The organism is Stenotrophomonas sp. Steno-Z4 (assembly GCF_056393145.1).
The window spans coordinates 620,951-642,979 of the sequence record NZ_JBWJPC010000001.1; the positions used below are offsets into that span (position 1 = coordinate 620,951).

The window sequence follows — 22,029 nt, forward strand, 5'->3', positions numbered from 1 at the left end:
ACATGGATCGATTGAGCAAGACCACACACGCTGCTCGCGTCAATTGTCGTAGCCAATCGTAGTGACGTGTCCGGCAACGATTCATCGGAGAGCGGGCAGGCGCAGCCAAGCATGCATGGCCGCCCTACCGGCACCCCCATCCCGCCTCTCTCCAGCCGCTGCTGAAGGACCGACATGACCCGCATTCCCTCGCAACTTCCCGCCAGTGCCGCCGCCCCGCGCCGACCGCTTCCCAGCCTGAGCGAAGGCCTCAACGTGATCGCAGGCCAGATCAACAGGACGCCGGCCATGGGCACGCTCTGGTCCATTCTGAATGTGGCAACGCCCAGCGTGAGCACAGCGCAGACTCGGGCGCTGCCGCAGGGCAGGATCGACTTCCAGGAGGTGTCCGACTCGTCGGATGAGGACAGCCAGTTCGCCTGCGGCGGCGACGACCATCTGGAACCCGGTGATCTCTCCGCGCTGGAGCTGGAAAGCACCCGCGCCGCCCTGGCGGTGCTGAAAGACGAGCACGCCCGCCTGCCCGAAGGTGACGCGCGTTCGCACTACCAGGCGCAGATCGCCAAGCTTGAGTCGGCCCTGCACAGCCAAGGCCAGGCAACGCCGAACGCGGTGGTGGTGCTGGACGTTGCCGCTTCGACCGCCCCCGAGGCGGAGCCGGCCTGCACCCCGCCTGTGGTCGACCTGCCACCCGACCCGCCACCGGTGCGGGCCGAGCAGGCACTGGCGATTGCTCCTGCGGCGCAGCGCACCATGACCAGTGCGTTGGTTGAACTGGGCAGGGAGGCCGTCCAACGGGTCATTGCCCTGCCACCGCGCTCCCTTGCGAAGATAATGCCCAACGAAAGGACCCTGTTGCCGCGCAATGTTCCCACCTTCAAGACGTTAGGCCAAAGCAGTGCCATGGAGGCGGCGAGCAACAGCCTGCTTGCCAACGTGCGCCGGTGGGGCAGCGCCCAGGTGCAATCGCTCAACGTCAAGCTGGCGCACCAGATCGAACAGCAGGAGAAATCCAACCGGACGCGGCAATCGGCGCCCTTCAACGCACTGGAGCGCGCCTGTCTCGTCGACGCCAGCACGTCCCCACTGCGGCGGGTGATGAAGCCGACAAGCGACACCACCATCAAGAAGCTGCTCGAGAAGTCCAACCCAGACGCCGGCAGCTACGGCGCCGCGCATTGCGCGGTGATTTCCAATCATTCCAAGCGCCTTGAAACACTGCTGCGCGCCAGTGCTGGAAAGATCGACGTCGACATGACGTCCGAAGTGCACGGATCCACAGCGCTCGAGCTCGCCGTGGAACATGGGTACTGGGAGTGCACCGAGGTACTGCTGCGGGCGGGGGCGAGGCCTACCCTGCGCGCGTTCGTATCGCAGGCGGAGGACGGCAATGTGGACAGGTTCCGGCAGCTGCATGCCCACTGGCAGGTGCTGGAAAGGAAGGGCGCGCACGCATGCGATGCGACAGAGCCGTTCGACTTCCGGCAGGCATTGGGCACTGCGGTCGCGTTCAACGCATTGGATATCGCGCGCTACCTGTTTGAGCAGGGGGTCCGGCCGCGTGACAAAAGCTACCTCATGCTGCAGTTTGCCGCAGAGAAGGGGCACGCCGCGATGCTGAGGCTGTTGCTGGAACATGTCCCAACCGGAATCGCCTACCCGCCCAACGACTCCAACGCAGAGCAGTCCCCGCTGGCATTCGCCATGCAGGGCGGACACGTCAAGGCGGTGGCGGTGCTGCTCGAGGAAAACGCCGACCCGCAGTTCGTGAGGGCGGTGACAGACAGCTTCGAGGCGGCAACGGCAACGCTTCCCCGCGCTGACAAAGAGCGGCTCGCACCGGTGACGACGCTGCTGCGCAGCTGGCTGCAGCAACCGCGGCAACGCCCTGCGTCCGATACCTCGCCCGCCCCAGCGCTGATGGCACAGCATGGCGACGACGCGAATGATCCGCGCGCAGCTCATGCCCTGCAGTCGAAGCGCAGTGGGAAGGTCTTCGACCCCTCCTACGTGTTCTCGCGCCCAGTGGCGCTGTAGCGGGAACGGCCCCGGCAGAGTCCCGGATTCCGCCCGGGGCTACCCCGTTGCGCCGGCGGCATCGCCAGCTGGCCAGATCCGGAAAAGGTCAGCGCCTGAGCGGATCGTTAGAATGGGCCGATGAAAATCGCCTCCTTGATGACGTCCGCCGCGCTGCTGACCGCCCTCACCCTCGTATCCACCGATGCCCTGGCCTGGGGCGCACAGGGCCACCGCCTGGTCGCCCGCATTGCCGAACCGCGCCTGACCCCGCAGACCCGCGCCGAAGTGGCGCGGCTGCTGGCCACCGAGCCGGGCGCCACCCTGGCCTCCATTGCGCCGTGGGCCGATGAACTGCGCGCCAAAGATCCCGGCCTTGGCAAGCGTTCGGCCGGCTGGCATTACGTGAACATTGGCGAGGATGATTGCCACTACGAGGTGGAGCGCAACTGCCGCAATGGCAACTGCGTGGTGGAAGCGTTGAAGACCCAGACCGCCATCCTGGGCGATCGCAGCCGCCCCGATGCCGAACGCGCGCAGGCACTCAAGTTCGTCGTGCATTTCGTCGGCGACATCCACCAGCCCATGCATGCCGGTTACGGCCATGACAAGGGCGGCAATGACTTCCAGGTGCAGTTCAACGGGCGCGGCACCAACCTGCATTCGCTGTGGGACAGCGGCATGCTGAACACGCTCAAGCTGGACGATGACGCCTATACCCAGCGCCTGGCCGCGCTGAAGGCGCCGAAGGTGGGCAAGCGCTCGGCGATCGGTACCGATGCGGTGCAGTGGGCCGAGGCCAGCTGCCGCATCGCCATTGCACCTGGCGTTTACCCGGCCCAGCGTACGCTGGCGCCCGAGTACACCGCCACGTACCTGCCGGTCGCCGAAGCCGAACTGCGCCTGGCCGGGGAACGCCTGGCGGTGCTGCTCAACGACACGTTGGGTAAACGCTGAGGTTTCACCATGTCACCGCACGTCGCCAGTTTCTTCCACCCGGACAGCAACACCTTCAGTTACGTGGTGCATGACCCGGCCACCCGGAAGGCGGCGGTGATCGACCCGGTGCTGGATTACGACCCGGACACCGACGCGGTCGGGTCCGGTGCGCTGCAGCCGCTGCTGGCGCATGTGCGCGAACTCGCGCTGGAGGTGCGCTGGCTGCTGGAAACGCATGCGCATGCCGACCATGTCAGCGCTGGGCGCTGGCTGAAGCAGCAGTGGCCGCAGGCGACGCTGGCGATGGGCGACGGCATTGTCGAGGTGCAGCGCACGTTCGCTCCGCGCTATGGGCTGGACGTGCCCACCGACGGCTCGCAGTTCGACCATCTGTTCGCCGACGGCGAACGCTTCGATGTCGGCGCGATCGCGGCCGAGGTGATCGCGGTGCCCGGGCACACCAGCGACAGCGTGGCGTACCGGATCGGTGATGCCCTGTTCACCGGCGATTCGCTGTTCATGCCCGATGGCGGGACGGCACGCTGTGATTTTCCCGGGGGCGACGCCGCCCTGCTGTACCGCTCGATCCAACGCCTGCTGGCGCTGCCCGATGCCACCCGGGTGTTCATCTGCCACGACTACGGCCCGGGCGGGCGCGAGGTCGCCAATGAAACCACCATCGGCGAGCAGCGCGCACATAACATCCACCTGCATGACGGGGTGAGCGAGGCGGCGTTCGTAGCGACCCGGCAAGCGCGCGACGCCACGCTTGCCGAGCCGAAGTTGATGCACCCGTCGGTAAAGGCGAACATCCAGGGTGGGGCGTAAAAACCGCGCAGCGCGTGGTTTTACCGCGTCTTCACCGTGTGCTGGCCGTGCACGATCTCGAACGTGAAAGCGTAGAACAGGCTCACCGCCACCGGCTCCACCCGCTCGGCATCGCGACAGTCGCTGCCGTCGGCCGGCGCGTGGCCTGCCGCGAAGTGGCAGACCGCCGCAGGCGAGTAGCGCCACATCGCGACCGCTTCCCGTGCCGCTTCCACCAGCACCCGGTTTTCGGCTGCAGCGCCGGCAATGCACTCACTGCGATCACTCACCGGCACGCTGCGTTCCACCGCGCCGTCGGCGCTCACCACCACCTGCAGGCAGACCGTGGTGAGCGGCAACTCCCGGCGCGGATCGCGCTCCCCCAGCACCGGGTCCGGCGCCGCATACAGTTGCGGCATCCGGTAGCCCTCGCTGGGTTTGAGCGTGTAAGCCTCCACCTGCCCTGACCCTCCCGTCGCGTCAACCCGCAGCCGCTGGTGGCCGACCGTTTCGGCCCGTGAATCCACCGTGGTGAGGCGGTCGTGGCCGGCACAGCCAGCGACCGCCACCACGAGCGCAACCGCCGCAGGCAGTTGCCACCTCACTGGCCGGTCACCGTTTCAGTCATGGCGAAGTTCACTGGAATGCGGACCGCGGCCGCCACCGCTTTGCCGTCCTTCATCGCCGGATGGTAGGTCCACTGCCGGGCTGCAGCGATCGACGCGGCGTCGAACACGCCCGGGTTGGTGGCACTGAGCACGCGCACATCGCTGACCCTGCCCTGTGCGTCCACCTCCACCCGCAGCACCACTTCGCCGCTCTGGTTGTTTTCGAACGCGCTGGCGGGATAGCTCGGCGGCGGCATCCTGTTGATCGTCACCGGGCGCTCCAGCCCTGCCTTGGCCGCATCTTCCTGCGCGAACTGGAACGGTTCGGCACTGATCGCCGGGCTGCCGCCGCTGCCGGCCTGGCTGGCCCAGGCGACCGCGCCCAGCCCCATGCACAGCCCCACCACCAGTACCTGGCCGGTCACCCACGGCAACGCCCTGCGCTTGTGTTCCTTCATCATGGCAATTCGCTCCTTCAACATCGGTTGGCTGCGCCAGTGGCAGGCCATGGGCGCAACCGGGTGGACCAACTGCGCCTTCAGCAGCGCGTTGGCGTAGAGCCGGCGCGAGGCCGGATGCGGGTCGACCGTGCGTGCGTCGCAGGCCAGCTCCTGGTCGCGCAGGAAGCGGCGCGAGGCCCACGGCAACAACGGATGGAACCAGAACAGGCAGCGCAGCAGTGCCAGCGCGGCATTGGCCCAGTGATCGCCATGCCGGCGGTGCTGGAATTCATGCTGCAGGATCAGCGCGCGTTCGGCCGCACTGAAGCGCAGATCGAAATCCGGGCCGACCACCACGCGTGGTGACCACAGGCCCACCAGGGCCGGCAGGCCGGGATCGGCGCTGGCCTGCCAGCTGCCATCGCTTCGCGGGTGAAGCGCGCCCATGCCACGCTCGAAACGGCGCTGGCCACGCCACTGGCGGATGCCGGCCAGCAGTGCGCCGGCCGCCCACAGCGCGACCAGCAGGGCCGGCCACAGCACCGCGTCGGTTGGCAGCACCGGCGCGCGCAGCGCCGACCCCAGCGCGTGTACCGGCGTGGGCTCGTCGAGCGGCACGCCGGGCAGCGGCAGCAGCGGTGCCAGCAGCACCAGCGGCAGCAGCCACCAACTGCGATACACCAGCGGTGCACCGCCCAGCCGGCGCAGCAGCGGGCGCAACGCGGCCAGCAACATCGCACCGATCGCAAGCCACATGCTTGCCAGCAGCATTCCCTGCAGCAGCTCAGTCATGGTCCAGCTCCTGGATCAGCTTCTTGAGTTCGGCGATGTCCTGCGCGCTCAACTCGCCGCGTTCGCTGAAATGGGCCACCAACGGCGCGACCCGGCCGGCGAACAGCTTGTCCAACAGGCCGCTGCTCTGTTCGGCCACCCAGACCTGGCGCTGCAGCACCGGCGAGTACAGATAGCGGCGGCCCTCACGGCTGGCGCTGATCGCGCCCTTGGTAAGCAGGCGGTTGAGCAGGGTCTTGATGGTGGGTTCTGCCCAGTCGCGGTCGGCCAGCGCCGCCACCACCTCGTCGGCGCCCTGCGGGTGCCGGTTCCAGAGCACTTCCATGACAACGGCTTCGGCTTCGCTGATCTGGCTCATCATTTACATCCGTAATCGACGGATCGATTACGCGCGTAATCCTTGCCCCTGTCAAGCCCCTGCGTCGCGGTCCGTTCAAGCCGGAAGTGCTGTAATGCTTTTCAAGACTTTGCAGGAACGCCGAATGACCGAGCATCTCACCGACCTGGACGCTGCCACCGACTGGCTGTTGCAGCGTGTTGACGGGCCGCTGCGCATCGGCGCACCGCTGGCACTGGGCAAGCCGCACCGGCTGCTCAACGCGCTGTATGCGCGGATCGAGAACGACCCGTCGCGACCGCTGCAGATCTACACCGCGCTGTCGTTGAACCCGCCCAAGCCCGGCGGCGGGCTGGAGGCGCGCTTCATGGCACCGTTCGCGGCGCGCCATTTCGGCGAGGATTTCCCGCGCCTGGCCTATGCCGATGCGATGGTGCGCGACCGCCTGCCCGACCACGTGCAGGTGGAGGAGTTCTACATGCAGTCCGGCGCGCTGCTCGGTTCATCGCAGGCCCAGCGCGGCTACACCAGCCTCAACTACACCCATGCCGCCGATGCGGTGGCGCAGCGCGCGCCGCACGCGATCGTGCAGAAAGTGGCGATGCGGCCCGACGACCGGCGCCTGTCGCTGTCCTGCAACAACGACATCACCCAGGACACGATCGACGCCATGCTGGCGCGCGGCCTGCCGCGCCCGCTGCTGATTGCCGAGATCGATCCGCAGTTGCCCTACCTGGGCGGCTCGGCCACGGTGGATGTGTCCTTCTTCGACCTGGTGATCACGCCGCCGGCGCCGTATCCGGCGCTGTTCGGGCTGCCGCGCCAGCCGGTCAGCGATGCGGACTACGCCATCGGGCTGTATGCCAGCGCACTGGTCCGCGATGGTGGCACGCTGCAGATCGGCATCGGCACGCTGGCCGATGCGATCAGCCACGCGCTGGTGCTGCGCCACACCGACAACGCCCGCTACCGGCAGATCCTGCACGCGCTGGACCCGACGTTGGCCAGCCACCCGACGGTGCTCGAATGCGGCGGCCTGGAGCCGTTCGAGGTGGGTCTGTACGGCTGCAGTGAGATGCTCAACGAAGGCTTCCGCCGGCTGGTGCAGACTGGCGTGATTCGACGCAAGGTGCACGATGACCTGGCGCTGATGGAGCGGATTGAAAGCGGCAGCACGCTGACCATCGACCACGCCACGCTGGACGCCGAAGGCGAATACCTGCATGGCGCGTTCTACCTGGGCTCGCCGGAGTTCTACCAGTGGCTGCGCGACCTGCCGGAAGCGGAATCCCGCGCGATCGGCATGCGCCGGATCAGCGAGATCAACCAGCTGTATGGCGGCAACGAAGCGCTGGAACGGCTGCAGCGCCGGCATGCGCGTTTCTTCAATTCCTGCATGATGGCCACCGCGCTGGGCGCGGCGGTGTCCGACGCGCTGGAAGACGGGCGCGTGGTCTCCGGCGTGGGCGGCCAGTACAACTTCGTGGCGATGGCGCACGCGCTGCCCGAGGCACGCAGCGCGCTGATGTTCCGCGCGATCCGCGAGGACAAGGGCACGCTGCAGTCGAACGTGCGCTGGAACTACGGGCACACCACGATTCCGCGCCACCTGCGCGATATCTACATCAACGAATATGGCATCGCCGACCTGCGCAACCTCACCGACGAGGACTGTGTGACCGGCATGGCGGCGATCACCGATGCGGCGTTCCAGGCCAACCTGCTGCAGACGGCGAAGGCCTCGAAGAAGCTGGCGGATGGTTTTGTCGCGCCGGAGCATTGGGCACGACGCAATACGGCCGCCGCGGTGAGTGCATCGCTGGTGCCGTTCCGGCAGTCCGGCGCCCTGCCCGATTACCCGCTGGGCAGCGATTTCACCGAAGTGGAGCAGCACCTGGTAAAGGCATTGGGCTGGTTGAAGCAGAACACCCAGACCCCGGGCGCGAAGCTGCGCACGGTGCTGGCTGCATTTACCCAGCCTGCCGGCGATGGTGACGCGGTGTACCTGCAGCGGATGGGATTGGATGCGCCGAAGACGTTCGGCGAGAAAGTTGAAGCGCGTCTGGTGCGGTTGGGCTTGGCGCGCACCGCGTAACGTAGCGCGGACAAATGAAAACGGCGCTTCCGTTTCGGGAAGCGCCGTCTGGACTACGTCGGTTGCTTGCCCTTACCCGGCCAGCTGCGCCTTCGCTGCAGCCACCACCGCATCGGTGGTGATGCCGAAGTGCTTGTACAGCGCTTCGGCCGGGGCCGATGCGCCGAAGGTGTCGATACCGATCACCGCACCGTCCAGGCCCACGTACTGGCGCCAGAAACCGGTGACGCCGGCTTCGACCGCCACGCGGTTGCGCACCGCGTTGGGCAGCACCGATTCACGGTAGGCCGCATCCTGGCGCTCGAACACATCGGTGGACGGCATCGAGACCACGCGGGTCTTGATCCCGGCGGCGTCGAGCTCGGCCTTGGCGGCCACGGCCAGGCCCACTTCCGAACCGGTACCGATCAGGATCACGTCGGGTACGCCGCCTTCGGCATCGGCCAGCACGTAACCGCCCCGGGCGATCTGTGCCACCTGGTCGGTGCTGCGCGGCTGGTGCGGCAGGTTCTGGCGGCTGAACACCAGGCAGCTCGGGCCGTCCTGGCGGGTGATTGCGGCTTTCCAGCTGACCGCCGATTCGACCGCATCGCACGGGCGCCACACATCGTTGTTCGGGATGTAGCGCAGCGAGGCCAGGTGCTCCACCGGCTGGTGGGTCGGGCCGTCTTCGCCGAGACCGATCGAGTCGTGGGTGTACACGTGGATGGCGTGGGCCGGGATCAGCGCGCTCATGCGCACGCCGTTGCGGGCGTAGTCGCTGAACACCAGGAAGGTGGCATCGAACGGAATGAAGCCGCCATGCAGGGCCAGGCCATTCGCAATGGCGGTCATGCCGAACTCGCGCACGCCGTAGTACACGTAGTTGGCGTTCGGGTCGTCAGTGGCGACCGACTTGCTGGCCTTCCACAGGGTCAGGTTGGAGTGCGCCAGATCGGCCGAACCACCCACCAGCTCCGGCAACAACGGCGCGAAGGCTTCAATGGCCAGCTGCGAGGCCTTGCGCGAGGCGATGGTCTGGCCTTCGGCCTGGACCTGGGCGATGTAGGCATCGGCCTTGGCGACGAAATCGGCCGGCAGCTCGCCCTGCGAACGGCGGGTCAGCTCTTCGGCTTCGGCCGGGAACTGCGCGGCGTACTTGTCGAACTGCTGGTCCCACTCCGCCTGGCGCAGGGTGCCGGTCCCGCCGGCACGCCAGCCGGCGTAGATCTCTTCGGGGATCTCGAACGGGCCGTAGTTCCAGCCCAGCTGCTTGCGGGTGGCTTCCAGCTCATCCTTGCCCAGCGGTGCGCCGTGGCTGGATTCCTTGCCGGCCTTGCCCGGCGACCCGAAACCAATGGTGGTGCGGCAGCAGATCAGGGTCGGCTTGTCGTCCTGCGCCAGCGCGCTGTCGATGGCGGCCTTGATGCTGTCAGGGTCATGCCCGTCGACGCCGCGCACCACGTTCCAGCCATAGGCTTCGAAACGCTCGGGGGTGTTGTCGGTGAACCAGCCGGCGGTGTTGCCGTCGATGGAGATGTGGTTGTCGTCCCAGAAGCAGACCAGCTTGCCCAGGCCCCAGGTGCCGGCCAGCGAGGCCGCTTCGTGGGAAATGCCTTCCATCAGGCAGCCGTCGCCCAGGAACACCCAGGTGCGGTGGTCGACGATCTCGTGTTCGGGGCGGTTGTAGCGCTGGGCCAGCAGCTTCTCGGCCAGCGCGAAGCCCACGGCATTGGCCAGGCCCTGGCCGAGCGGACCGGTGGTGGTTTCCACCCCGGGGGTTTCATGGTGTTCCGGGTGGCCGGCGGTCTTGCTGCCGAGCTGGCGGAACTGCTTGAGCTGTTCGATCGGCAGGTCGTAGCCGCTCAGGTGCAGCAGCGCGTACTGCAGCATCGAGCCGTGGCCGTTGGACAGCACGAAGCGGTCGCGGTTGAACCACTTCGGATTGTTCGGGTTGTGACGGAGATAATCGTTCCAGAGGACTTCCGCGATATCTGCCATGCCCATCGGCATGCCGGGATGCCCGGACTTGGCGGTTTCGACCGCATCAGCGGCAAGGAAGCGGATGGCGTTGGCCAACTGGCGGCGGGTGGGCTGCGTCATGGTTCTGTCGGGGTCGGGAGGCTCCCGCTGGCTGCGGGCCACCCATTGTCCCACAGTCCACCGGGCGGGTCAGGCTGCCCGGGTGTGTGAAGACGGCTGCGGTACACCAACGAAAACGCCCCGCTGGGCGGGGCGTTTCAGCTTGGGCGTCGTGGATCAGGCCTCGCCGGTGGCCGAATTGATCACCGCACAGGTCGATTCACGCTGGAACTTCTCACCGGTAGCGTAGCCACCCGGGGTCAGCTTGGTGACCATGACCTTGGAGGACGTCGCTCCTTGCGGGGTGATCACCACGTTCCACGGCAGGGTGACCTGGCCGTTGGAGCCGCTGGCGTTCTGCTCGAACATCAGCAGGCCTGCTTCCTTGTCTTCCGACTTCAGGGTCAAGCCCGAGCTCACGCCTTCCACCTTGATGCGCTTGAACGCCACGTCCGCAGACACCGGGACAACGTCCCAGTTGGTGAACTTGCGGCCCGCGAAGTAACTGCCTTCCTGCTTGTAGTTCGGGCATTCCGACTTCGCGCTGGCATCGAACGCCAGCAGGCCGAGCACGGCCACCACCAGATACTTCTTCATGAATGTGATTCTCCTTTCCCCGCACGACGCCGACCCGGCGCCTTCCATGCGCCGGGCCAGTATCCATGGCATCAACCTCGCATTCAATCGCGCGGCGCGACAGTCCCGGGAATGTGACTTTCATCACTTTCGCCCTTGGCCACCAGGGTGGTCAAGGCCAGGTCGCCGGTGACATTGAGCGCGGTGCGGCACATGTCCAGGAAGTGGTTCACGCCCAGGATCAGGCCGATGCCCATCGGGTCCACGCCGACCATGGCGCAGATCATCGCCACCACCGGCAGCGAGCCGGACGGCACGCCGGCCGTGCCGATGCCGCCCAGGATGCAGACCACCATCACCATCAGCTGCTGGGTGATGCTCAGGTCCACGCCGAAGAACTGGGCCAGGAAGATCACCGTCACGCCTTCGAACAGCGCGGTGCCGTTCTGGTTGGCGGTGGCGCCCACGGTGAGCACGAAGCGCGATACCTTCTGCGGCAGCCCCATCTGGTCGGCCACGCGCAGCGCGGTCGGCAGGGTGGCGTTGCTGGAGGCGGTGGAGAACGCCATCACCGTGGCCTCCTGGGTATCGCGGAAGAACGCCAGCGGCGAACGCCCCGACAGCCACACCGCCGCACCGTAGGTCACCACCATGTGCAGTGCCAGCGCCAGCACCACCACGCCGACGTAGGCGCCCAGGCGGATCAGCAGGTCGAAGCCGAAGATCGCGGCCAGGTTGAACATGAAGCAGGCCACCGCGTACGGCGCCAGGCGGATGACCAGGTTGATCAGGGTCATCGAGACTTCGAACACGCCTTCGATGACCTTGCGCAGCGGCGCGGTCTTCTCATCCGGCGACAGCACCATGCCGATGCCGAACATCAGCGCGAAGAACATCAGCGACAGGATCGCGCCGTTGCTGGAGGCGGCGGCCAGCACGTTGCTGGGCACGATCGACAGCAGCATGTCCATGCCCTTGGGCTGTTCGCCGATGTTGGCCACGATCTCGCGGCTGCGCTCGACGTTCTCGTGCAGCAGCTGCTGGGCCATGGCCGGGTCCACGCCCACGCCCGGCTTGAGCACGTTCACCAGCACCAGGCCCAGGCCAACCGCGATGCCCGACAGCAGCACGGTGTAGGCCAGGGTCTTCCAGCCGATCCGGCCGAGCGAGCGGATGTCGCCCATCTCCGACACGCCCATCACCAGCGCCGAGAAGATCAGCGGCACGATCAGCATGAAGATCAGGTTGAGGAACAGGCCCGACAGCGGCGTGGTCAGGTAGGTCATCACCGCGCGCGCGGCATCGGGCAGCCAGGGAATGCCCGGCCCGACGGCGTGCACGATCAGCCCCAGCAGCAGGCCAAGCCCGAAGCCAATGCCCATTTTCCAATGCAATGGCAGCTTCTGCCGGGTCGTTGCGGCCTCAGTCATGGAGCGGTGTTCCTTGAAAATTAGAGAAAGAGCTTAGCAAAGCCGGCCAACCCGGCCCGGGGGCCGCTCAGCGTCCCGAAGGATAGAGCGGCGCCAGCCCAGTATTTTCTGCAGTCTGCGGCGGCTGCCAGTGCGGTCCGTCATGGAAGGCGCGGCGCAGCGCCTGTCGCGCCTGGGTTGCATCGCCCCCGTCGCGGCTCCAGCGCGCGGCCTGCATGTCGCTCAGGGCCTGCCGTTGGGCCGGGTCGGCCAGCCGCGCCAGCACGGCATCCAGGCCGTGTACGCCGCCCATTCTGCCGAGCAGTGCGACGATCTCGTCCAGCCCTTGGTGGTCCAGGGCGCGGCGCAGCTCGCCGCGCGACGGGACCTGTGCGGAGGCAGCCGGCCCCACCGCCGCGTGGGATGCGCCGGGCGCTGCCACGCGCCGGCGCCGCCACGCCCACGCCAGGGTCAGCAGCCACAGCGCCGCAAAGCCGGCCGCTGCTGCGATCCAGCCCCAGGGGCGGCTGGCCGCGGCCGCCACGGTGACGGCGTCGGACGGCGTGGCGGTGGTCCCGGGCAAGGGCGAGGTGGTATCCAGCGCGGTCGGCGGCGGCACCGTCCCCGGGGCGCCGGCGGCCACGGCCAGGCTGAGGTCGGGCAGCGAGGCGGTGCGCGCCTGGCGGCCACGCACATCCCACCAGGCCATGCGCGGGCCGGGAATCACCAGGGTGCCCGGCTGGCGGGGCACCACCGAATAGCGGCGGGTCAGGGTCAGGCGCGGGGTGCTGCCGTCGAAGGTTTCGTCGTACTGCGGCGGCTCGGCGAACACCTGCGCGCCCGGGCCGGCATCCAGCGGCGGCAGCTCGGGGAACTGCGCACGGGTGGCGCCGTCGGCCACCGCTTCCACTACCACCGTGACCGCCTCGCCGGCGCGGGCACGGGTAGGCGCGGCGGTGTAGCGCAGGCGCAGGTCGTGCAGTGGCAACCACGGCTGCGGTGCGGCGTCAGGTTGTGCCTGCACCTGCAGGGTGCGATCGGGCGCGTTGGCGCGCAGCCGGCCATCGCCGCCGAACAGGTCATCGAAGAAGCCGCCCGCGCTGCGGCCATTGAAGCGCGCGCCCGGCAGCACCAGCGGCCCGCTGCGTTCGGGAATGAGCAGATAGCGGCGCTCGACCAGGTTGTAGCGCCGCCCGTTGATCTCGCGGACCAGGCTGCGATCCTCGCCGACGCGCTGCATCGAGGCGCCTTCGGGCGCATCCACGCCCAGTTCGCCCGACAGCAGTTGCGAAGCGTAGTACAGGCGCACCACCACGCCCACGCTCTGCTGCACGTAAGGGCTGGCGTCATCGACCTCCATTTCGACAAAGGCAGTGGCGTTGCCGGGCACGGCGGCGGTGGCAGCGGCACTGGCGGCCACGGTCAACTGCAATGGCGCGGTCCGCGCCGCGCCCACCTGGAGCGCGGGGATGGTCAGCACACCACTGCGCCGGGGGCTGAGCGCTACGCCGTACAACGAGCGCGACTGCATCGCGCCTTGGCTCCACTGCACCTGGCGGCTGCTGGTCTGGCCGCTGAGCTCGAAATCGGCCTGCAAGGGAGCGTAATCCGGTGCGCCGGCATCGGTCTCGATATTGAGCGTGACCGTGTCGGTGTCGCTGATCGCATCGCGATCCAGCCACGCGCGGGGCTGGGCCTGGGCCAGACTGCTCACGCCCAGCAGCAGCCAGGCGCAGGCGCGCCACCAACGTTGCGTGGGGGATGCTGCGCTCATTGTCCGTCCCGTTTCCTGCGTTCGCTTTCCAGTTGGAATTTCTGCCGCAGCAGGTTGCCCGGTTCATCGGGCACCCGCCGCATCCACGCTTCGACCGCCTGGCGCTGCTCGCGCTGCTGCGGCGTCTCATTCGCCTCGCGGCGCTGCGCCGGGGTATTGCCGGCGTCGCCCTGTTGTTTTTCCAATGCCTGGCGCATGCGCTCGCGCTGGGCCGCATCGGCCCGCGCCTGCTCGCCCGGATCGGGCTTGCCCGCCTGCGGGTCCTGCGGCGGCGTGCCCTGCCCCGGTTTGGGCTGGCCCTGCTCGCCTTTCGGGGAGGGGTCCTGTTTCTGTTGCTGTTGTTGCTGTTGTTGCTGTTGTTGCTGCTGGGACTGCTGCGACTGATTCTGCTTCTGCTGTTGCTGCTGCGGTTGCTGCCCGCCACCCGGTGGCGGCTTGCGCTTGCGCGCGGCATCCACGGCGGCACGGTTGGCCACCGCGTCGGCCATGCCCGGGCGCAGGGCCAGCGCCTGGTCGTAGGCGGCAATTGCGGCGTCGTACTGGCCCTGCCGGGCCAGCGCGTTGCCGAGGTTGTAGCGGGCCTCGGCGTCGTTCACGCCCTCGAACTGCTGTTGTGCTGTCTGGAAATCGCCTCGCCGGTAGGCTTCCACCCCCTCGGCCACGCGCTGCTGGTCGCGCTGGTCGGCGCGCTGCCACCAGTTGCGTTCGGCGGCCTGCGCGGGCGCGGGCATGGCCAGTGGCAGCATCACGCAGACCAGGGCCACGGCCGCCACGCCACGGCGACGGAAGGCCCACAGCGAAAGCAGCATCAACGGCGGCAGCAGCCAGAAGCCTTCGTCGCGCCAGGCCAGGCCTTCGCCTTCGCGGCTTTGCTGCTCGCCTGCGCTGGCGCGCGGGGTCAGCACGCCCAGCGCCTTCAGATCACCTTCGTCGTCGGCCACCGGCGCGTAGCGACCCCCGCCGGCATCGGCCACCGCGCGCAGCGTGTCCGGCTCCAGCTGCGCGCGCGCGATCTGGCCATCGCCGCTGCGGTACGCAGCACCGGCCGCAGTGCCGAGTCCGAGTACCGAGACATGGATGTTCTGCGCCTTGGCGGCAGCGGCGGCAGCACGTGCGGGGTCATCGGCACGGTCGGTCAGCAGCAGGATATCGCCGCCCTTGGCGCCGGACTGCTGCAGCAACAGCACCCCCGCTTCAATCGCACGGTCGGCGCGTTGGCCGTCGCGTGGCATCACGTCCGGGGCCAGCGCATCCAGGTACAGCGCCACGTTGGCGGCGTCGCCGGTCAACGGTGCAACGGTGAACGCATCGTCGGCGTAGGCCAGCAACGCCACTTCCCCGCCGCTGCGCTCGCGCAGCAGCGTGGCCAGCTTGGCCCGCGCCTGCAGCAGGCGCGACGGCGGCAGGTCGGTGGCGGTGGTGCGCGAGGAAAGGTCCAGCGCCACCACCAGCGGCGCCGGTGCCTGCCACAGCGGCTGCGGCAGTTGTCGCCAACCCGGTCCGGCTAGGGCCACCACCGCCAGTGTCCAGCCCAGCAACAGCAGCGCCAGCCCGCTCCAGGCGCGGCGCCCGCCGGCCACCAGCAGGTGCGGCAGCAGGTGCGCATCCACGTTCTGCCGCCAGACGCTGCTGCGCCGGCGGCGCCAGGTCCAGAGCAGTGCGATCAGCGGCAGCGCGGCCAGCGCCCAGAGCAGTGCCGGGCGCGCCAGATGCACGTGGTTCAAGAGGGTATTCATGCCCAGCGCCTCGGCAGCAGCCAGCCCAGCCCACCCAGCAGCATGGCCAGCGCCAGCGGCCACGCATAGCGTTCGATATAGGGGCGAACCGCCGCGCCTGCGGCGGTGATCGGTTCCAGCCGGTCCAGCTCGGCATAGATGCCGGCCAGTTCGTCGGTGTTGCGCGCGCGGAACGCACGGCCGCCGGTGAGTTCGGCAATGCGGCGCAGCGTGGCCTCGTCCACCGGGTCGTCGCCGGCGGCGATCTGCACGCCGAACAGGCTCATGCCACCGTCGCCGCCGAATGCCACCGGATACACGCGCACGCCTTCGGCCTTGGCCAGTTCGGCCGCGCGCAGGGGCTGCAGCACGCCGGCGTTGCTGACGCCGTCGGTCAGCAGGATCAGCACGCGTTGGCCTTCGGGCTGTTCGCGCAGGCGCTTGACCGCCAGTGCGATGGCATCGCCGATCGCGGTGTCGCGGCCGGCCAGGCCGACTTCGCTGTCCGTGAGCTGGTTGCGCACGGTGGTGAGGTCGGCGGTGATGGGGGTCAGCGTGTAGGCACGTTCGCCGAAGATGAGCAGCCCGACCCGGTCGCCGGCACGGCGGTCGAGGAAATCGGCCAGCACCGCTTTTGCCGCGGACAGACGCTGCACGACCTGGTTGCCCAGCATCATGTCCGGTTCGCTCATGCTGCCGGAGACGTCCACGGCGAGCATCATCTGCCGGCCCTGCTGCGGCGGGGTGACCGGTTCGCCGAGTTGCTGTGGCCGGGCCATGGCCACGCACAGGCAGGCCCAGGCCAGCCACAGCAGCAGGCGTCCGATCCGCCAGCCGGCCACGCCACTGGCCTGGCCGAGTTCGGCCAGCGCACCGGCGGCATACGGCACGCGCAGCGCGGGCGCTGCGTTGCGGCGTGGCCACCAGCGCATCAGCCACGGCAGCGGCAATGCCAACAACGCCCACGGCCAGGCCAGCGCATCCAGCCACGGCAGCACGGAAGACAGGCCCGGGTTCATCGGCCGCGCCTGTCGATCAGTTCAAGGAAGCGTGCGCGCGCGAGGTCGCGCACGCGCTGCACGTCGGCAGCGTCGAGGCTGCGACGGTAGCCCCCGTCCAGCAGCAGGCGTCCATCGCCGTCGGAGAAGGCGCGGCTGCCGGGGGCATCGAGGAATTCCAGCCAGGCCTGGCCCTGCAGCAGTTCCGCGCCCGGTTGGCGGCGGCGCGCGGCGCGGCGCAGCAGTTCAGCCATTGCGGCTACCTGGGCAGTGCCGTGCTGCGCCGCATCGACCGTCGTGTCGAAGAGCCGCAGCCAGCGCCGCTGCTGGCGCCGTCGATGCGCGCGCCACGCCCAGGCCAACAGCACGACCAGCGCCAGCGCCGCCAGCACCAGCCACCAGCCCAAGGGCAGCGGCCACCAGGACGGGATGGGCGGCAGGTGCACGTCGCGCAGCGGCAGCGAGGTGGCCGCGCTCATGCAACCACCGCCGACGGCAGCGGGCCCAGCCAGCAGTCGCTGGCATCGTCAGTACTGACCACGTGCACCTGGATGCGGCGGGCGCCGAGGCTGCGCTGCAGCGCTTCCAGCGGTTCGACGAAGCGGGCATGCCAGTGTTCGCGCACGGCACGATCGTGCAGGTCCAGCACCACCTGCCGGCCCTGCGACAGGAACGGCAGCACGCCATCCGGCGGCGCCAGCTCCAGCGGATCGGCCAGCAGCATCAGCTGCACTTCATGGTGCATGGCCAGCGCGGTCCAGCGCGGAATGTCGATGGCGGCCGCGCGCGCCGGATCGGCCAGCACCACCACGCGCGCGCCAGGGCGCAGCACGCGCGCGGCCTGCTGCAGTGCGTGGTCGAGGCCGGCGTCGTCGGGCGGCGGCGCGGCGTACCAGCGGGTCAGAGCGTCGAGTACGCGGAGCACGCCCCGCGTACCGCCGGCCGGTGGGATCGGTGCTTCGCTGCGGCTGCCGCGCAGTGCGGACAGGCGGTCGCCCTGGCGTTGCGCAAGCCACGCTGCCACGGCACCGACCCGCGCGGCCTGCACTGACTTGAAGCGCACCCGGGTGCCGAAGTACAGCACCGGGTCGGTATCGGCCACCAGCAATGTCTGGCGTTCGCGTTCGGCCTGGAACAGCTTGGTATGCGCGCGACCTGTGCGCGCGGTCACCCGCCAGTCGATGTGCCGCGCGTCATCGCCGGCGACGTACTCGCGCGATTCTGCGTATTCCATGCCACGCCCACGCATCGGCGACGGCGCTTGGCCAGCATGCGCCAGCCGCCCGCGTCGCGCCGGTGCCAGCCGGTGCGCGCTGCGCCGCAAGGCGACCAGTTCGGCCAGGCTCGGCTGCACGCCGTTGCCCGCCAGCGCATCGGCAGCAGTGTCATCCGGGGCAGTCATGCGGATCTCAAGGCACCGGGATGCGGGCCAGCAGCTCGGCCACCAGCCGCTCGCCATCCCAGCCTTCGGCGGTGGCTTCATAGCTGGGCAGCACGCGGTGGCGCAGCACGTCGGGGGCGACGCTGCGCACGTCCTCGGGGGTCACGAAGTCGCGTCCGGCCAGCCAGGCGCGTGCCCGCGCGCAGCGCTCCAGCGCGATCGAGCCGCGCGGACTGGCACCCCAGGCGATGCGCTTTGCCAGCGCCGGGTCATAGCGGCCCGGGTCGCGGGTGGCCAGCACCAGTTCAATCAGGTAACGCTCCAGCGCCGGCGCCATGTGCAGCGACAGCACCGCGCGGCGGGCGGCGAACACGTCGTCCAGCGGCATGCGCGCCGGCGCCGCCGGCGCGGTGCCGAGCGCATCACGTGCGCGCTCGCGGGCCAGGCGCAGGATCTCGGCTTCGGCGTTGGAGTCGGGATAGCCGATCCGCACGTGCATCAGGAACCGGTCCAGCTGGGCTTCGGGCAACGGGAAGGTGCCTTCCTGCTCGATCGGGTTCTGGGTGGCCATCACCAGGAACAGCGCCGGCAGCGCATAGGTATGCCGGCCCACGGTGACCTGGCGCTCGCCCATGGCCTCCAGCAGCGCCGACTGCACCTTGGCCGGGGCCCGGTTGATCTCATCGGCCAGCAGGATGGGGTGGAAGATCGGACCGGGCACGAATTCGAAGCGCCCTTCCTGCGGCCGCCAGATCTCGGTGCCGGTCAGGTCGGCGGGCAGCAGGTCCGGGGTGAACTGCACCCGCGAGAAGTCGGCCTCCAGGCGGGCAGCCAGTGCGCGGATGGCCGTGGTCTTGGCCAGCCCGGGGGCGCCTTCCACCAGCAGGTGGCCATCGGCCAGCAGTGCGGTCAGCAGGCGCTCGACCAGCGCGTCCTGGCCGACGATCTCGGCCGCGAGCGAGTCCCGCAGCGCGCGGAAGCCGGCATGCAGGCGGTCGTGTTCGGGGGTGTCAACGAAGGGCGTGGGGTCGATTGCGGGCATGGGGGGTGGCAGGTTCATGGCGTCCATCTGACCCACGCAACAGGCGTAAGGTTCCGCGCACATGATGGCAGGGCTGGCGGCGCTGCGGGATCAAGATTGCCTGAACACGGCTACGCCCGTCCTGCACCGTCGAAGATGGCGCTGCAGTAGGGGCCGGCCATTTCAAAGCGCCTGCAGACCATCGGCCGTTCCGCGTAGATGCCGCAGGACATCGTTTCGCGGTCGAGCGCCACGCACCAGCCGTCAGGGCTTTTGGCCATGGCCAGCACGCCATCGGCAATCTCGGTGGTCAGATTCGAAGGGACGCACTCCGACGGCGCCAGCACGGCAGTAAGCCGGCAGCATTGCGCGGTGCAACCGGAGCAGTGTGCCTGGGCCATGGGGCAGGATAGCGCGGCGCCCTTGCCCTGCCCTGAACCGCTCCCGGGGAACGAACAGCCAAAAAAAGATCCGGCGCCCTTGCGGGCACCGGATCCTTGCTTACCACCGTGTGCTGGATCAGCGGCTCAGTTGGTCTTGGCCACGCGCAGCACCTTCGGGGTGACGAAGACCAGCAGTTCGGCCTTGTCCTTGTTGCGGCTGCGCTTCTTGAACAGGTTGCCCAGGAAGGGCACGTCGCCCAGGAACGGCACCTTGTTGACGCTGTTGCGGTCGGTGAACTCGTACACGCCACCGATCACCACGGTCTGGCCATCATCGACCAGCACGGCGGTGTTGACTTCGCGGCGGTTGATCGAGGGAACCTGGCCGTAGCCTTCCAGCACGATGTAGCTTTCGACCTCATCCTTCTTGACCGCCATGTTCAGGAACACGCGGTTGTCGTTGGTGATGGTCGGGGTGACCTTCAGTTCGAGCAGCACTTCCTTGAACTGCACGTTGGGCGTCGCCGCCTGGCCACCAGTGCCGCCGGTGATGGTGACGTAGCCGATTTCCTTACCCTGCTTGATCACCGCTTCGCGCTGGTTGGTGGTGACCACGCGCGGGTTGGAGATCACTTCACCGCGCGATTCCTGCTGCATCGCCGACAGCTCCACGTCCAGCAGGTAGCCGGCGTTGAGGATCGACAGTGCCAGCGAACCCGGGTTGCTGGCCGCGGCCACCGGCAGGTTCCAGTTCAGGCCACCGGTGTTGATGGTACGGGGCGGACGCACCGGGATCGGACCGGTACCGCCACCGGCAGCCCACTCGTTGAGCGCTTCCTGGTACTCGGTCGCGTTCTCGCCGTCGCTGGTGACGTTTTCGTGGTTGGTGCTGGTGTTGCCACTGAAGTACACGTTGTCGCGGCTGCCGGTGATGCCGAACTTGGCACCCAGTTCACGCGCGAAGGTATCGGTGGCGATCACGATGCGGCTCTCGATCAGCACCTGGTCGACCGGGCGGTCGATCACGTTGATCAGCTCGCGCATGCGCGCGACCTTCTTCGGGATGTCGCTGATCATCAGCGTGTTGGTGCGCTCGTCGGCCACCAGGCGGCCACGCGAGGACAGGAACCCGCTGTCTTCCTGCGAGCTGCCGCCGGAACCGCCACCGCTGCCACCACCACCACCGCTGCCGCCGATACCCTTGGCCTCGGTCAGCGCTTTGAAGATCTGCGCGGCGTTGTGGTAGTTGATCTGGACGTAATCGGTGATCAGGTCCTGGCGGTTCTCGATCGCGATGCGGGCGTCTTCCTTCTCCTGCTCGAACTTGGCCAGCTCCGGCTGCGGGGCCACCCACACCACGCCGCCGTCACGACGCTTGTCCAGGCCCTTGGCCCGCAGCACGATGTCCAGTGCCTGGTCCCACGGCACGTTGACCAGACGCAGGGTGACGTTGCCTTCGACGGTGTCGGAGGCCACGATGTTCAGGTTGGACTCCTCGGCGATCAACTGCAGCACGGTGCGCACCGGCACGTCCTGGAAGTTGAAGGTCACCGGCTTGCCGCTGTAGCCACGCTGCGCGACCGCGGTGGCCGCCTGGGTCACCGTGGTGGCGTTGATCGCACCGGTGGCCGGGGCGCTCTTGCGGGCGCTGATCTCGACCACGTACTCGTTGCCGGTCTGGTAGGCCAGCGACTCGAAGGCCGTGTTGGTGTCCAGCACCAGCTGGGTGCCACCGCCATACGGCTTGGGATCGATGCGCTGCACCGGCGTGGCGAAGTCGACCACGTTGATCGACTTCTGCAGGTTCGCCGGCAGGGTCGCGTTACCCACGTCGATCACGACGCTGTTGCCCTGGCTGCGCAGGTCCGGGTTGGCGCCCTTTCCATCGAACTGCAGGATCAGCCGGCCGCTGCCGTCTTCACCGCGCTTGAAATCGATCTTGGACACCGCCAGCGAGGCCGGTGCGGCGGCCGGCGCGGGGCCGACCCCCTGGGTCGTGGCTGCAGCGGCCGGCGTGGCCGCCATCAGGGTGCCATTGGCCACCATGAGCGCGACTCCCAGCGCGCACAGGTGGATCAGCTTCGGGCGCCGGTCGGGACGCTGCAGCATGGCGTTGGAAAAGGTCATCGTGCTATCCCCATAATCATTCATTGATCTTCAAGCGCAAGCGATGCAGGCCGTTCCAGCCAGCCGCCCGCGCCATCCGGCACCAGTTCAATCAGTTCGATCCGGTCTTCGAAGACCCCGGTCACGCGGCCGTCGCTCTGCCCCATGTAGACGGCCGGACGCACCCGATAGGTGACCTTGTCCGGCGCCATCACCAGCGCGACCAGTGCGCTGCCCTTGCCGATCGAACCGACCATGTCCAGGGAGTCCAGCGGGAAGGCTTCCAGCGGCTCCTTGCGGCGGTTCGGATCCGGGCGCAGGCCCGAGCCGCCGGCCTGGGGGTTGGCCCAGGCGTCGGTGAACGGATCACGCATCCCCTGCGCGGAGTACTCGAAGGTCTCGAACTGCTGCATGACAGGCAGCGGTTCGAGCGGCGGTGCCGGGCGGGCGCGCACGTCCGCGACCCACTTTTCCAGGTTGGGCGCGTCACCGGGCGTGCTGGAGATGCTGCGTGCGCAGCCCGCCAACAGGACCAGCATCAGCAGGCCACATACCCGTGCGGTGCTGGCCA

General features: G+C 68.5%; 19 protein-coding genes. 4 read left to right on the top strand and 15 right to left on the bottom strand.

The window, feature by feature from the left end:
• Positions 1-174 precede the first annotated feature (174 nt).
• From AC06E7_RS02755 to AC06E7_RS02765, 3 genes are all read left to right on the top strand, one after another.
• On the top strand, positions 175-2,037 hold the full coding sequence (locus AC06E7_RS02755; RefSeq protein ID WP_478062880.1) for an ankyrin repeat domain-containing protein: 1,863 nt from the start codon (positions 175-177) through the stop codon (positions 2,035-2,037).
• A 120-nt stretch (positions 2,038-2,157) separates the two neighbouring features.
• Positions 2,158-2,973 carry a S1/P1 nuclease gene (locus AC06E7_RS02760; RefSeq protein WP_478062882.1) on the top strand — a complete coding sequence of 272 codons (816 nt, stop codon included), beginning with the start codon at positions 2,158-2,160 and terminating at the stop codon, positions 2,971-2,973.
• Between the two features lie 9 nt (positions 2,974-2,982).
• Positions 2,983-3,783 carry an MBL fold metallo-hydrolase gene (locus AC06E7_RS02765; RefSeq protein WP_478062884.1) on the top strand — a complete coding sequence of 267 codons (801 nt, stop codon included), beginning with the start codon at positions 2,983-2,985 and terminating at the stop codon, positions 3,781-3,783.
• Between the two features lie 20 nt (positions 3,784-3,803).
• Here the strand turns inward: AC06E7_RS02765 and AC06E7_RS02770 are convergent, their stop codons facing one another.
• The 3 genes from AC06E7_RS02770 to AC06E7_RS02780 are packed head-to-tail and all read right to left on the bottom strand — an operon-like array spanning position 3,804 to position 5,960.
• Positions 3,804-4,367 carry an energy transducer TonB gene (locus tag AC06E7_RS02770; protein WP_478062886.1) on the bottom strand — a complete coding sequence of 188 codons (564 nt, stop codon included), beginning with the start codon at positions 4,365-4,367 and terminating at the stop codon, positions 3,804-3,806.
• Positions 4,364-5,602 (bottom strand): M56 family metallopeptidase, encoded by a 1,239-nt coding sequence (locus AC06E7_RS02775; protein WP_478062888.1) that lies wholly within the window; start codon positions 5,600-5,602, stop codon positions 4,364-4,366. Before AC06E7_RS02775 ends, AC06E7_RS02770 begins: the two co-directional genes overlap by 4 nt.
• Positions 5,595-5,960 carry a BlaI/MecI/CopY family transcriptional regulator gene (locus AC06E7_RS02780; RefSeq protein ID WP_478062890.1) on the bottom strand — a complete coding sequence of 122 codons (366 nt, stop codon included), beginning with the start codon at positions 5,958-5,960 and terminating at the stop codon, positions 5,595-5,597. Before AC06E7_RS02780 ends, AC06E7_RS02775 begins: the two co-directional genes overlap by 8 nt.
• 124 nt (positions 5,961-6,084) lie before the next feature.
• On the opposite strand from AC06E7_RS02780, the gene AC06E7_RS02785 reads away from it, so the two are divergent.
• Positions 6,085-8,034 carry an acetyl-CoA hydrolase/transferase C-terminal domain-containing protein gene (locus AC06E7_RS02785; protein WP_478062891.1) on the top strand — a complete coding sequence of 650 codons (1,950 nt, stop codon included), beginning with the start codon at positions 6,085-6,087 and terminating at the stop codon, positions 8,032-8,034.
• 72 nt (positions 8,035-8,106) lie between these two features.
• Here AC06E7_RS02785 and tkt read toward each other — a convergent pair whose 3' ends face one another.
• The 12 genes from tkt to AC06E7_RS02845 all read right to left on the bottom strand — a co-directional run bounded on the left by tkt (position 8,107) and on the right by AC06E7_RS02845 (position 21,997).
• Positions 8,107-10,116 (bottom strand): transketolase, encoded by a 2,010-nt coding sequence (tkt, locus tag AC06E7_RS02790; protein WP_478062893.1) that lies wholly within the window; start codon positions 10,114-10,116, stop codon positions 8,107-8,109.
• Between the two features lie 156 nt (positions 10,117-10,272).
• Complete coding sequence (locus AC06E7_RS02795; protein WP_221414595.1) at positions 10,273-10,692, bottom strand: hypothetical protein; 420 nt, start codon at positions 10,690-10,692, stop codon at positions 10,273-10,275.
• 83 nt (positions 10,693-10,775) lie between these two features.
• On the bottom strand, positions 10,776-12,101 hold the full coding sequence (locus AC06E7_RS02800) for a dicarboxylate/amino acid:cation symporter (RefSeq protein ID WP_478062895.1): 1,326 nt from the start codon (positions 12,099-12,101) through the stop codon (positions 10,776-10,778).
• A gap of 67 nt (positions 12,102-12,168) precedes the next feature.
• On the bottom strand, positions 12,169-13,854 hold the full coding sequence (locus AC06E7_RS02805) for a BatD family protein (protein WP_478062897.1): 1,686 nt from the start codon (positions 13,852-13,854) through the stop codon (positions 12,169-12,171).
• Positions 13,851-15,590 carry a tetratricopeptide repeat protein gene (locus AC06E7_RS02810; RefSeq protein ID WP_478062899.1) on the bottom strand — a complete coding sequence of 580 codons (1,740 nt, stop codon included), beginning with the start codon at positions 15,588-15,590 and terminating at the stop codon, positions 13,851-13,853. The genes AC06E7_RS02805 and AC06E7_RS02810 overlap by 4 nt, the downstream gene beginning before the upstream one ends.
• A complete protein-coding gene (locus AC06E7_RS02815; RefSeq protein WP_478062901.1) occupies positions 15,587-16,588 on the bottom strand; it encodes a vWA domain-containing protein in 1,002 nt (333 codons plus the stop codon). The genes AC06E7_RS02810 and AC06E7_RS02815 overlap by 4 nt, the downstream gene beginning before the upstream one ends.
• Positions 16,585-17,046: a DUF4381 family protein gene (locus AC06E7_RS02820; RefSeq protein ID WP_478062902.1), complete on the bottom strand. Its 462-nt coding sequence runs from the start codon at positions 17,044-17,046 to the stop codon at positions 16,585-16,587. Before AC06E7_RS02820 ends, AC06E7_RS02815 begins: the two co-directional genes overlap by 4 nt.
• Positions 17,043-17,969 (bottom strand): DUF58 domain-containing protein, encoded by a 927-nt coding sequence (locus AC06E7_RS02825; protein WP_478062903.1) that lies wholly within the window; start codon positions 17,967-17,969, stop codon positions 17,043-17,045. The genes AC06E7_RS02820 and AC06E7_RS02825 overlap by 4 nt, the downstream gene beginning before the upstream one ends.
• A 7-nt stretch (positions 17,970-17,976) precedes the next feature.
• On the bottom strand, positions 17,977-19,008 hold the full coding sequence (locus AC06E7_RS02830; RefSeq protein WP_414715846.1) for an AAA family ATPase: 1,032 nt from the start codon (positions 19,006-19,008) through the stop codon (positions 17,977-17,979).
• Between the two features lie 92 nt (positions 19,009-19,100).
• Positions 19,101-19,370, bottom strand: a complete 270-nt coding sequence (locus AC06E7_RS02835) for a YkgJ family cysteine cluster protein (protein ID WP_320457637.1) — start codon at positions 19,368-19,370, stop codon at positions 19,101-19,103.
• Positions 19,371-19,496: 126 nt separating this feature from the next.
• A complete protein-coding gene (locus AC06E7_RS02840; protein ID WP_320457638.1) occupies positions 19,497-21,479 on the bottom strand; it encodes a type IV pilus secretin PilQ in 1,983 nt (660 codons plus the stop codon).
• 20 nt (positions 21,480-21,499) lie between these two features.
• Positions 21,500-21,997, bottom strand: a complete 498-nt coding sequence (locus tag AC06E7_RS02845) for a pilus assembly protein PilP (RefSeq protein ID WP_237334367.1) — start codon at positions 21,995-21,997, stop codon at positions 21,500-21,502.
• Positions 21,998-22,029: the final 32 nt, after the last annotated feature.